Genomic DNA, 12,217 nt, shown 5'->3' on the forward strand with positions numbered 1-12,217 from the left:
TTACCAAACCTGATGCACCAGCGGCTTGATGCGCTGCTCATAAATGGCGCGTACGGCTTGCATTTGCTCGGCGGTGAGGGCGGGTAGTTCGGCGGCTTGTAGGTTTGAGGTGAGCTGGTCCGGGCGGGAGGCGCCGGGAATTACGCAGCTGACTTCGTCAAACATGAGCACCCAGCGCAGGGCAATGGGAGCAAGATTGGGCTGATTGGGAAACACTTTTTTCAGCTCTTCTACCGCAGCCAGGCCCGTTTCGTAGTCTACGCCGGAAAAGGTTTCGCCCTTGTCGAAGGCGGCCCCGTCGCGGTTGAACTGGCGGTGGTCGTCGGGGGAGAAGGTGGTGTGGGGCGAGAATTTGCCGGTGAGCAGGCCGCTGGCCAGCGGTACGCGCACAATCAGGCCCACATCGTGGCGCTTCGCTTCCTGAAACAGCAACTCCGCCGGGCGCTGCCGAAACATGTTGAAGATAAGCTGAATGCTCGTAACGTTAGGGAAAGTAAGGGCCTTGAGGCCTTCTTCCACCTTTTCCACGCTCACGCCCAGGTTCAGAATCTTGCCTTCTTCCTTGAGCCGGTCAAATAGCTCGAAGATTTCGGGACGGTAGTACACCTCCGTAGGCGGGCAGTGCAACTGAATCAGGTCCAGGGTTTCGAGCTGCATGTTGCGCAGGCTGGCCTCTACGAACTTCCGCAGGGCTTCTGGCTGGTAGGCTTCGTTGGTGTGGGGCTGGAGTTGCCGACCACACTTGGTGGCCACATACACCCGCTCGGAGCGGCTACGTACCAGCCGGCCCACGGCTTTTTCACTTTCCCCGTCGCCGTACACGTCGGCGGTGTCAATGAAGTTGATGCCGGAGTCGACGGCGGCGTTGAGGATGGAATCGGCGGTTTCGTGGCTAAACGGGTCGCCCCACTTGCCGCCTACCTGCCAGGTGCCAAGGCTGATTTCAGAGACATTAAAGCCGGTTTTACCAAGTTTGCGGTACTGCATGAGGTAGGAAAGTAGGTTGAATCGTGTTGAACTGAGCCAGCTAAGCTGTCATTCCGAGCAGGGCGAGGAATCTGAGTAAGTTTTTTGGAGGATAACCCATATTCCTTGCCCTGCTCGGAATAACAACTTTTGTGTACGCCAAATGCGCCGGGCAAGCTACTGCCGGCCTGCCTATCTTTACTTTTTTCCGCCTTGCCTCTGCCCGCCGTGTCCCAGCCCATCCTCTCCGTCCGCAACCTGACCATTGATTTCCAGAGCCATCGGGGCAACACGCGGGCCGTAGCCGATATTTCCTTCGATTTGCGGCGGGGCGAAACGCTGGCCATTGTGGGCGAGTCGGGCTCAGGCAAGTCAGTAACGTCGTTGGCCCTGATGGGGCTAATTCCGCTGCCGCCCGGCCAGATTGTATCCGGGCAGGCGCGGTTTCAGTCGGAGGCGCTAGGGGAGGTTGACCTGCTCCAACTCACCGACCAGCAGCTGCGGCAGGTGCGGGGCAACGACATCAGCATGATTTTTCAGGAGCCAATGACGTCCCTGAACCCGGTATACACCTGCGGCAGCCAGGTAGTGGAAGCCCTACGCCTGCACACCCCGCTTACGGAAAAGGAAGTGCAAGCCCGCACCGTGGAGCTGTTCACCATGGCCCAGCTGCCCCGCCCCGAGAAAATCTTCACCAGCTACCCCACGAAATCAGCGGGGGCCAGAAACAGCGCGTGATGATTGCCATGGCCATGGCCTGCAACCCGGCCATCCTCATTGCCGACGAGCCCACCACCGCCCTCGACGTTACGGTGCAAGCCCGCATGCTCCGCCTTATCGACGACCTGCGCCGCCAGCACCATACCGCCGTCATCTTCATCACCCACGACCTAGGAGTAGTAGCTGAAATAGCCGACCGGATTCTGGTGATGTACCGGGGCCGGGTGGTAGAGCAGGGCTCAGTTCTCGACATCTTCACCAACCCCAGCACCCGTACACCAAGGGTCTGCTGGCCTGCCGGCCAAAACTTTCTGTTGGCCAGAAAAAATTGCCCGTGGTAGCTGATTTCATGCGTGAAACAGCCGATGGAAACTTTATTGTCACTGAAAATGACCCTGCGCAACTGCTTACTAATGAAATTGGTGGCCTCCAAGAGCTAAACTCTCAAAACAACTCTGAAACCACCAAAACGTTCCCCGTGGAACATTCTGTTTCACGCCCTTCGGAACCACAATTTGGTCTGGATGCTGCCCCCGGCCTGGAATCTGGCCAGCCGTTGCCGCTAGAAGCAAGTGGTCCTACGAATTCCCCGCAGGGTTCGTAGGACCACTCTCGTTGAACGAAGGCAGCCCAGCCGTCAGCAACCTCAGCAATGAGAGTGGTTCGACCAACCCTGCGGGAATTGGTCGGACCACCGCCGATGGACCTTTACTAAGCGTGAAAGAATTGAACGTGCACTTTCCCATTCGTAAAGGTTTTTTCAACCGGAAGAAGGAGTATGTACGCGCCGTGGACGGGGTAAGCTTCGACATTTATCCTGGCGAAACGGTGGGGTTGGTGGGGGAGTCGGGCTGCGGCAAAACCACGCTGGGCCGAACCTTGCTGCGGCTAGTGGAGCCCACCTCGGGTAGCATCCTGTTCGAAGGGGTAGACCTGGCCACACTGCCCGCTGAGGAGCTGCGCCGGAAGCGCCGGGAGTTTCAGATGGTGTTCCAGGACCCCTACGCTGCCCTGAACCCCATGATGACCGTGGGTGAGGCCATCCTGGAGCCCATGCGCGTGCACCACGTGGGCGGCACCCGCCAGCAGCAGAAGGACCGGGTGCTGGAGCTGCTGCGCACCGTAGGGCTGAAGGAGGAGCACTACCAGCGCTACCCCCACGAGTTCAGCGGGGGGCAGCGCCAGCGCATCTGCATTGCCCGGGCCCTGGCCCTGCAGCCCAAGTGCATCATCTGCGACGAGTCCGTGTCGGCCCTCGACGTGTCGGTGCAGGCCCAGGTGCTCAACCTGCTCAACGACCTCAAGCGCGAGTTCGGCATCACCTACCTTTTTATCACCCACGACCTGTCGGTGGCCCGCTTCATGAGCGACCGGCTGCTGGTCATGCGCCAAGGGCAGATTGTGGAAAGCGGCCCGGCCGCCGAGCTGTACGCCAACCCCCAGCACGAGTACACCCGGCAGCTGCTGGCCGCCATTCCCAAAGACGAGCCCGCCGACATCCGCGCCGCCGTAGCCAGCCGGGCCTAGGAGGGAAGTACGCATCTTTAGGGCATGCACATTCTCTACCCTTCATTGCCCTATGAACCCCGGACGGTTGATCCGCTTTGGGAGCCTGAGTATACCTGGGCATCGGCAGCTGGTTTTACTGTTGGGCTGTTTGATATAGAAACGGCTCGGGTATGGCCTCGTACGCCGACAACCCCGGCCTTATACCGCGGTTGGATGTTGACAGGTCCGGAATACGAGCTACTGGAGCAACTGGCTCCGCTGCTTAGTGGCATCGAGTCCTACCTGTCCTCGCATCTTGCCTCGGGCTGGTACGCGGCAATTCGGGAGTACACCTTCGCCAGCACGTTTCAGCCCGCCGGTCAGTTGCCCGACTTCTTTGCAGGCCAACGCTATTTCGTGAAAGGGCTCGTAAAGTCGTTTGGGCCCAACTCCACGGTAGCTTCGGCAGCGGAGTGGCAGGAGCTGCTGCGTAAACATGGGATTCCGAACAATGAATTGCTGTTCGTGCGGCAGTATGCGGAGCTCCAGCCCGACTCCGAGCGTCGCTACTTCGTGGTGGCTGGTACTGCGTATGGCGCGGGAGGTACACCGCTACCTAATCAGTTGCGGCCGGCACTTTTTCAGCTGCGCCCTCGTTTGTTCTATAGTTTGGATGTAGCCCTTACCGCAGCTGGACATCCCATCATCGTGGAGGTAGGCGACGGACAAGTGTCCGACCTGAAAGAATGGAATGTGGCCGATTTTGGCCGTACGGTACTGGGTGCCCTAGCCGCCGCAACCCAAGCTTAACCTCCCTTTTTCGACTAGGAATAGTTATTCCCCGATATATTCCGTATCATCTTTTCGAAGCCCGATTCCGGGCTGGATTACTTTACCCGGGAAACCTCGTAGTACTACCAGTTTCCCACTCATTCAACCCCGCCGCCTGCGAAAAAGACAACCACTGGCGGCCCCTTTTCTACATGAAAGAAAAAGACGAATCCGCCGCCCCCGCGCCCCTCGCGCGAAGGCAGCCCGCCGCAACGATGCCGCTGTGGCCTCCATTTCCAAAGACCTAGTGTTTCGCGTCTTCCGCGACAATCCGGGCAAAGTCTTCTCCTACCGCCAACTCTCCCGCCGCCTGGGCGTGACGACTAAGGAGCAGCGCGAAGACATTTTTGAACACCTGAAAAGCCTCAAGAAAAGCGGCCTGCTCACACTGCTGCAGAACGACGACTACCGCCTGACGGATGCCGCCGCTGCCCAAGCGGCCACCGAGCCCGCCAGTGGCCGCAAAACGCGCCGCAACGAGCGGGAGCCCTTTGCCGGCATGAGCCGCGGTGGGGGCCGACCCGTGGAAACCGAGTTCGGTCAGGACCCCGTGGTGCACCGCCGCCGGGAGGCTGGTTTCGACTTCCCTGATGCTGACGGCCCTGCTACCCCTCGCCGCCCGCGGCAGGAAGGCGGTGGTGAAACCATCACCGGAACCGTGGCCCTGGCTACCGACAAATACGCTTTCGTCATTTCAGAAGAAAGCGAACAGGACGTGCGCGTCTTCACCGACCGGCTGAAGTTTGCCATGCACGGCGACACGGTGCGCCTGCGCCTGCGCGGCTCCCGCGACGGCCGCCCCGTTGGCGACGTGGTGGAGGTAGTGAATCGGGTGCGCCCGGAGCTGGTGGGACGTCTGCACATGCAGGGCGGCATCGGCTTCGTGAAGCCCGATAACCGCAAAATCTACTTCGACGTGTTCGTGCCCTTCGAGAACCTGAACGGCGCCAACCACGGCGAGAAGGTGCTGGTGCGCATTGCCGAGTTTCCCGAGGGTGACGCCGGCCAGTTGCCCGTGGGCCAGGTCGTGCGCAGCTTCGGCAAGGCTGGCGAAAACGAGGCCGAAATCAACGCCATTATGGCGGAGTTTGGGCTGCCGTTTGAGTTTCCCGCCGAGGTAGAGGAAGAGTCGGAAAGCATTCCGCTGGAGATTCCGCAGAGCGAGATGGAGCGCCGCCGCGACTTCCGCCACATCACCACCTTTACCATCGACCCGGTTGATGCTAAGGACTTCGACGACGCGCTTTCTATTCAGAAACTCGAGAACGGGCACTGGGAAATTGGCGTGCACATTGCCGACGTGACGCACTACGTGCGGCCCGGCATGGCCTTGGAAAAGGAGGCGCGCTACCGTGCTACCTCCGTCTACCTCGTGGACCGTGTGATTCCCATGCTGCCCGAGCGCCTCAGCAACGGCCTCTGCTCCCTGCGCCCGCACGAAGACAAACTCACCTTCTCGGCCGTGTTTGAGCTCGACGAAAAAGGCAAGCTGTACAACTCCTGGTTTGGCAAAACCATCATTCACTCCGACCGCCGCTTTGCTTACGAAGAGGCTCAAGAGCGCATCGAAGGGCTGGAGGCGGACTACACCGCCGAGATTCAGTTGATGAACGACATTGCCAAGAAGCTTTGCGCCGCTCGCTTTAAGCAGGGCGCCATCAGCTTCGAAACTCAGGAGGTGAAGTTCAAGCTGGATGAGCAGGGTAAGCCGCTGGGCGTGTATGTGAAAGAGCGCAAGGACGCCCACAAGATGATTGAGGAATTCATGCTGCTAGCCAACCGCAAGGTGGCCGAGTTCGTGTTTAAGCTCAAGAATCGGAAGCCGCGCTTCACCATGGTGTACCGTGTGCACGATGCTCCCGACGAGGAACGTCTGGCTAACTTTGCCCTCTTCGCCCAGAAGTTTGGTCACCAACTCGACCTTTCGAATCCGAAGAAGCTGAGCACGGAGCTGAACGATTTGAGCAGCGAGGTAGTCGGCCGGCCCGAGCAGAACGTCATCCAGACGCTCGCCATCCGGACCATGGCCAAGGCCACCTACACCACCGATCCGCGCGGGCACTTTGGCCTGGCCTTCGAGCACTACTCGCACTTCACTTCGCCGATTCGCCGCTACCCCGACATGATGGCCCACCGCCTGCTGGAGCATTACTTAGAGGGCGGCAAGAACGTGGAAGTGGAGCCCATTGAGGAAGAGTGCAAGCACTCCTCGGAGCGCGAGAAGCTGGCCGCCAATGCCGAGCGTGCCAGCATCAAGTACAAGCAAGTCGAGTTCCTACAGGACCGTATCGGCGACACATTTACGGGCGTGGTGTCGGGCCTGACGGAGTGGGGCCTCTACGTCGAAATCGAGGAGAACAAGTGCGAGGGCATGGTACGGGTAGCCGACATCCCCGGCGACTTCTTCGAGCTAGACAAGGACAACTACCGCCTCGTAGGCCAGCGTAGCAAGCGCATCATCCAGTTCGGCGACGAGCTGCAGGTGGTGGTCAAATCGGCCAACCTACTGGACCGCACCATCGACTTTGAGTTGGTGGACAATCGCCCCGATGCCGTGAAGAACCGGGAGCGGGAGGAGCGCGACGCTGGTCGGGAAAGCCGCCGTGGCTACCGCCCTGAGCGCAGCGGCGGAGGCCACAAAGGCGGCAAAGGTGGCCGCCCCGGAGGCGAGAGCAAGCGCCGCCGGTAGGTAAATCAAGCTTGTCAATACTTAGTCTGTCATCCTGAGCAAAGCGAAGGACCTTACCACATCGGAACAAACCGTTAGCACGGTAGCTGTTCTGGGGTAGTAAGGTCCTTCGCTTTGCTCAGGATGACAGGCTTTTTTTATAGGCTGCCGGCTCTGTCATCCGTCGGTATTCACTTCATCACCTTTCACCTCACTACCCCATCACCTACTCTTCCGTACCTTTCCCATCCGAACTTTTACCCCATTCCGTGGATCTGTCCCAACTCACTGACCGCATCAATACCGCCCTGGCGCCCCTGCAATACGGCGAGCAGCCCACGGCCCTCTACGAGCCCATTCGCTACATCATGGCCCTCGGCGGCAAGCGCATTCGGCCTTTGCTGACCTTACTAGGTGCTCATATCTTTACCGATGAGCTGGAGCCCGCTCTGAAACCTGCGCTGGCTACCGAAGTCTTCCACAACTTCACCCTCCTCCACGACGACCTGATGGACCAAGCGCCCCTGCGCCGCGGTCAGGCGACTGTGCACGAAAAGTGGAACCCCAACGTGGCCATCCTGAGCGGAGACGTCATGCTGGTGCGGGCTTACGAGCTGTTTCTGGACGTGCCTCCTGAACTACTACCCCACGTACTCCGCCGCTTCTCCCAAACGGCCGCCGAGGTGTGCGAGGGCCAGCAGTGGGATATGAACTTCGAGACGGAAACGGAGGTCAGCATTGCGCAGTACCTGGATATGATTCGGTTGAAGACGGCCGTGCTGCTGGGCTTTGCCCTGGAGCTGGGCGCTCTGCTCGGCGGCGCCTCCCGCCAGGATGCCGACCACCTGCGCCAGTTTGGCGTCGGTATTGGGGTAGCCTTCCAGCTCCGCGACGACCTGCTGGATGTGTACGGCGACGCGGCCACCTTCGGCAAGCGCGTGGGCGGCGACATCCTCAGCGACAAAAAAACCTACCTTCTGCTCACGGCTCAGGCCCAGGCCAGCGAATCGCAACGCATTACGCTGCTTCAGCATATCGGCCAGCCCGTAGCCGATGCCGAAGCGAAGGTGCAGGCCGTGCGCACCATCTACGATGAGCTCGAAATCCGCCCTCAGACGGAAGCTCTCATCAACGACTACTTCCTGGACGCCTTACAGCATTTGGAACGCGTAGCGGCCCCTGAAACGCGTAAAAAACCTCTTCGTCACTTGGCCATGCAACTCATGGAACGGGAGCAGTAGTGCTACCACTCTTTTCTGACTTCTTTCAACTTCTATGGAATTGTCTCCTACCCTGATCCTGACCGTGCTGACGGCAGGCATCTCCCTCTACGCCTGGTCGAATCCTGCCTTCCTGGAAAGCTGGATTCTGGAGCCCTACCGCGTCAAGCGTAACCACGATTACTACCGCTTCATTACCTCTGGGTTTCTGCACGCCGACTTTGGGCACCTGCTGTTCAATATGCTGGCGTTTTACTCCTTCAGCCAGATAGTGGAAACCGTATTCTTTGGCGTGTTCGGACCGACGACGGGTCTGCTGTACTTTCTGCTGCTGTACCTGGGCGGCATTGTTCTTTCAGATGTTCCTACCTATCTCCGCCACCGCGACGATCCGAATTACCGCAGCCTCGGGGCTTCCGGCGGGGTAGCGTCGGTTGTCTTTTCGGCTATTCTGTTCAACCCCACGGCCGGCATCCGAATTTTTCCAATCCCCGTTGCCATTCCGGGCTTCATCTTCGGCTTTCTGTATCTGGCCTATTCCTACTACATGGGCCGCCGTCGGGGCGACAATATCAACCACGACGCCCACTTCTACGGAGCCCTGTACGGTATCGTGCTGACCCTCATCTTGCTACCACGAGTCGGACCTCTGTTCTTTGATAAAATCCAAGAATTTATTAACTAAGTAATTGATTGTCAGATATTTATTGATGTAATACTTGTCTGATAATATCCATTTTAGGTGTTGTGCGTACAGAGCGGCATACTCTCTACCATTCTACACACTCCCTGCACCATGAATAAGCTCGTTTCTTCACTCACCAGCAACCGTTCTTTCACCCTGACCGGTATTCTGGCTTTGTTAATGTCGTTTGCCCTGAGCAGCTGCGGCCGCACCCGCAATGCCGATGGCTCCTTGACTACCGCTGGCGTTATTCACTTGATTCTGGCTGTGTACGCCCTGTTCAAGTTGTTCCAGCAGCCGTGGTCACTCGGTAAGAAAATCGTGTGGGGTCTGATCATTTTCTTCTTCCCTTTCCTTGGCTCGCTGGCCTTCCTACTATTTGGTAAGGACAAGTAGTAGGCACATAGCTTATACGAAGAAGCCCCGATTCTCACTGAGGATCGGGGCTTCTTCGTGTAAGCCGATTAGGTAACGCGCACGTTTACTTGCCTACCAGCCGCTGCTTTTCCAAGCGTGCTACCTGCTTTAGAATGTCGGCCGTGTTAGTGATTTCCGTGGCCTGCCAATGGTCACCTTGGTCGCGCATCTTCACCTCTAGCACCAACGTTGTGTCGTAGCGAGGCTGCGTAAACTCCAAACCTACCAAGGCTTGCTCGCCTTCCTCATGGGTGTATTTGACTCCTTTAAACTTGGTATCGGGCCCCACTACTTTGCCCACTACACCTAGCACGGATACGCCCATCGGCTTGGGCGTGGCTGCTACGGCCTCTACTGAGCCCGTCTCAACGTAGCGCTGCACTTCCTGGCGGGCTGCCTGGGCCAGCTGCGGCTTCAGTAGGCGCAGAGCTCCCTTCATAGCCAGGCCACCGGGGTTTAGCATTCCCAGAACCGAGCTTTGTGCCGTAACCTGATCAACCAGATTGCTGGTTACGCTGCTCACATCTACGTAGCGCTCGAACGCCGCTGGGTTGTGGTCCTGCACTGCTTTTGCGGCCTGCAGAAGCGAGTATTCCGGTCCCGTAGTCAGGTTCTTATAGTAGAGGTAGGCGCCAATTGCCAAGCCGATAAGTAGCAGGCTCAGGATCGTTTTTTTCATGAGGAAGGAGGTAGGTAGGAAAAAGCCGTACATGGGTAAAAATAGAGGGTTTTTGTCTGGTTCAAGACTATTTCCCTTAGGCAAAGCTGCCGGAGTCTGGCCCTTATACTTTTTATCTCACTTCCTCTTCATATGGCTTTCCTGCCTTTTCCTGAAGTACATGGGCACCGTGGCTGCCGCGGTCTGCGCCCCGAAAACACTATTCCTGCCTTCCTGCATGCGCTTACTTTAGGAGTAGATGTAGTGGAACTGGATGTGGTTATTTCGGCCGATAATCAGGTAGTCGTATCGCACGAGCCCTGGATGTCGGCCGCTATTTGCCGCACTCCTGCTGGCCAGCCAATTCCTTTCGAGCAGCAGAAGCAGCACAACGTATACCAGCTACCCTACGCCACCATCCGGCAGTACGACTGTGGCCTTACCCTGCATCCGTACTACCCTGAGCAAACGCCTGAGCCCGCTTACAAGCCTTTGTTGCGTGAGGTTGTGCAGGCGCTCGACAAGCTGGCATTTCAGCTCGGTCGTCGGCCGGTTCGCTTCAGTATTGAACTCAAGAGTACGCCCGAGGGGGATGGGATATATCACCCAGCTCCCTCGCGCTTTTTAGAGTTGGTTCTTCTTGAATTAAGTGCCCTGTCTTTACTGGCTCGCACCACGCTTCTGTGCTTTGATAAGCGCGTACTACGAGCCGCCCGACAGCTGCTCCCCACCTTGCCTTTATGCTTGCTGGTTGAAGATGAAAAGCCGCTATCAGCCCACCTAATGGAGCTAGGTTTCATCCCCTCCCTATATGGTCCCGAATTCCGCTTGCTTACTCCAGAGTTGGTTACTGTACTGCGTCAGCAGCACATCGACCTAGTGCCCTGGACAGTAAATGAGCCAGCAGATTTACGCCATATGTTGGCCTATCAGCCCAAGGGAATTACAACTGATTACCCGGACCGACTGCTGGCACTACGGAGCCTTGTACTGTAGTGTACTCGGCTATTTCGGCAGCCTTAAGCGCTTATAACACTTAGTAGCTAGAACTATTGCTGTCTGGGCTCTGCAGCCCTACTGCAGCTCCTTTGTATTACGTGTACACTGTTTGTTACAGTTAACAGGTTGATACTTGTAACAAATATGATTTTGTAACATGTATCAGTATACAATAGTTACAATAATACACGTGTAATATGTTTTCATCATGAATCGTATTTGTAGCATGTGTATTGTGTACATGTGACACTATGTTATATTTACAGACCCATCCTTTGTCATATTACACGTTATGCCACACCAGGGCGAAATACTGCAGGAAGCCATCAAAAGCAGCGGAATATCAATTACGCGGATCGTGGATGAGCTGGGTATTACACGCCCTACCATCTATCGTAAGTTTAAAGAAGAGACACTTGATTACGCTTTTGTAAAGCGAGTAGGAGATGTAATATCTCACGACTTTTCTCAAGACTTTACAGTTACACAACAGTCTGTTTTATCATTTGTAACACCTGTTGCTGTAAATAATGTTACATCTGCGTCAGACAGAGTTGTAACATCACGTAATGCCGCCCCTCTTGTAACAGAATCGGACCTAGCAAAACAGCTTCTAGTGCTTCAGCAGAAGTATATAGCCTTGCTAGAGGCCTATAATGAGCTCCTGTTGAAGATGTATGGTCCAAAGTGACAAAAACGTTCCACGTGAAACATATTTGTTCACCCAACGGCAGTTCTACCCGTTACTAATTCAGGTTACTTAACAGCAGCAGACTTAGCAGAAACAAGAGCCGCAAAAAGAAAAAGCAAGCGACTTGTAGCCTCAAATATTCGTTGGAAACGATGGGCAGGATAGGAGGGAAAGCTCCAACGTAACGAGCAGCTCAGCATATGAAGTGAGACTACCTGTACGCTACAACTACCATAGTCTGTCCCTTAATTTTTATGGTTCCCAACAGCCTGCCCGAGTACCGCCCGGTGTCCTATTCCCGAGTAACTCTAACGGAGTTAATGATTCCCTCCTATGCCAATTTCGGAGGGAAGATTCACGGTGGCATCTTGCTCTCGCTAATGGACAAAGTAGCATATGCCGCCGCTTCAAAACATGCCGGCAACTACTGCGTGACAGTGAGTGTAGATGGAGTCAATTTTCTGCAGCCTGTGGAGGTAGGTGAGCTAGTGTCCTTGCTAGCGTCGGTGAACTATGTGGGCCGTACTTCTCTGCTGGTTGGTATCAAGGTGATAGCCGAAGACGTTCGGAATGGTAGCGTGAAACACACCAATACCTGCTACTTCACGATGGTGGCTAAGGACGACAACGGGAAGCCAACACCGGTACCAGGCTTATTGCTGGAAACAGCCGAGGATACCCGTCGCTTTGTAGAAGCCATTAAGCGGCGTGAGTTCAAGGAGCAATATGGTCGGGAGTTTGACAATGCTCGTACCAAGCTTGCCACGGAGCAGCAACTCCACCTCCTGCAACAGGAGCGGTGTCAGCTGGGGTACTAAGCGCACGTAAAAATCTAGAAGGGGTAGGGGAGACGCTTGTTCAGCTAAACGCGGAA

14 protein-coding genes are annotated in these 12,217 nt (G+C 56.4%); 12 read left to right on the forward strand and 2 right to left on the reverse strand.

Annotated elements, in window-relative coordinates:
• A complete protein-coding gene (locus MUN84_RS11835; protein ID WP_244694290.1) occupies window positions 1–987 on the reverse strand; it encodes an aldo/keto reductase in 987 nt (328 codons plus the stop codon).
• Window positions 988–1,179: 192 nt separating this feature from the next.
• On the opposite strand from MUN84_RS11835, the gene MUN84_RS24565 reads away from it, so the two are divergent.
• The 9 genes from MUN84_RS24565 to MUN84_RS11865 all read left to right on the forward strand — a co-directional run bounded on the left by MUN84_RS24565 (window position 1,180) and on the right by MUN84_RS11865 (window position 8,974).
• Window positions 1,180–1,704 (forward strand): ATP-binding cassette domain-containing protein, encoded by a 525-nt coding sequence (locus MUN84_RS24565; RefSeq protein ID WP_410780045.1) that lies wholly within the window; start codon window positions 1,180–1,182, stop codon window positions 1,702–1,704.
• Complete coding sequence (locus MUN84_RS24570; protein WP_410780100.1) at window positions 1,704–2,027, forward strand: hypothetical protein; 324 nt, start codon at window positions 1,704–1,706, stop codon at window positions 2,025–2,027. Before MUN84_RS24565 ends, MUN84_RS24570 begins: the two co-directional genes overlap by 1 nt.
• Window positions 2,021–2,290: a hypothetical protein gene (locus MUN84_RS24575; RefSeq protein ID WP_410780046.1), complete on the forward strand. Its 270-nt coding sequence runs from the start codon at window positions 2,021–2,023 to the stop codon at window positions 2,288–2,290. Before MUN84_RS24570 ends, MUN84_RS24575 begins: the two co-directional genes overlap by 7 nt.
• A gap of 113 nt (window positions 2,291–2,403) precedes the next feature.
• A complete protein-coding gene (locus tag MUN84_RS24580; protein ID WP_410780047.1) occupies window positions 2,404–3,213 on the forward strand; it encodes an ABC transporter ATP-binding protein in 810 nt (269 codons plus the stop codon).
• Between the two features lie 195 nt (window positions 3,214–3,408).
• Entirely contained in the window at window positions 3,409–3,984 is a 576-nt protein-coding gene (locus MUN84_RS11845) for an ATP-grasp domain-containing protein (protein WP_244694291.1), read from the forward strand.
• Window positions 3,985–4,228: 244 nt separating this feature from the next.
• The gene (gene rnr / locus MUN84_RS11850) at window positions 4,229–6,694 is read left to right on the forward strand and encodes a ribonuclease R (protein WP_244694292.1); all 2,466 of its coding nucleotides are present in this window, start codon (window positions 4,229–4,231) and stop codon (window positions 6,692–6,694) included.
• Between the two features lie 248 nt (window positions 6,695–6,942).
• Window positions 6,943–7,914, forward strand: a complete 972-nt coding sequence (locus tag MUN84_RS11855; protein WP_244694293.1) for a polyprenyl synthetase family protein — start codon at window positions 6,943–6,945, stop codon at window positions 7,912–7,914.
• 34 nt (window positions 7,915–7,948) lie between these two features.
• Window positions 7,949–8,578, forward strand: a complete 630-nt coding sequence (locus MUN84_RS11860) for a rhomboid family intramembrane serine protease (protein WP_244694294.1) — start codon at window positions 7,949–7,951, stop codon at window positions 8,576–8,578.
• 111 nt (window positions 8,579–8,689) lie between these two features.
• Complete coding sequence (locus MUN84_RS11865; protein WP_244694295.1) at window positions 8,690–8,974, forward strand: PLD nuclease N-terminal domain-containing protein; 285 nt, start codon at window positions 8,690–8,692, stop codon at window positions 8,972–8,974.
• Window positions 8,975–9,059: 85 nt separating this feature from the next.
• Here MUN84_RS11865 and MUN84_RS11870 read toward each other — a convergent pair whose 3' ends face one another.
• Window positions 9,060–9,674 carry a DUF2939 domain-containing protein gene (locus MUN84_RS11870; protein ID WP_244694296.1) on the reverse strand — a complete coding sequence of 205 codons (615 nt, stop codon included), beginning with the start codon at window positions 9,672–9,674 and terminating at the stop codon, window positions 9,060–9,062.
• Between the two features lie 132 nt (window positions 9,675–9,806).
• Between MUN84_RS11870 and MUN84_RS11875 the strand changes: the two genes are divergently transcribed.
• From MUN84_RS11875 to MUN84_RS11885, 3 genes are all read left to right on the forward strand, one after another.
• Window positions 9,807–10,649, forward strand: a complete 843-nt coding sequence (locus MUN84_RS11875; RefSeq protein WP_244694297.1) for a glycerophosphodiester phosphodiesterase family protein — start codon at window positions 9,807–9,809, stop codon at window positions 10,647–10,649.
• A 295-nt stretch (window positions 10,650–10,944) separates the two neighbouring features.
• Window positions 10,945–11,343: a helix-turn-helix domain-containing protein gene (locus MUN84_RS11880; RefSeq protein ID WP_244694298.1), complete on the forward strand. Its 399-nt coding sequence runs from the start codon at window positions 10,945–10,947 to the stop codon at window positions 11,341–11,343.
• A gap of 320 nt (window positions 11,344–11,663) precedes the next feature.
• Window positions 11,664–12,161, forward strand: coding sequence for an acyl-CoA thioesterase (locus MUN84_RS11885; RefSeq protein WP_244698835.1), 498 nt, complete (start codon window positions 11,664–11,666; stop codon window positions 12,159–12,161).
• The last annotated feature ends 56 nt before the right edge of the window (window positions 12,162–12,217 follow it).

The organism is Hymenobacter sp. 5516J-16 (assembly GCF_022919335.1).
Classification (GTDB): domain Bacteria; phylum Bacteroidota; class Bacteroidia; order Cytophagales; family Hymenobacteraceae; genus Hymenobacter; species Hymenobacter sublimis.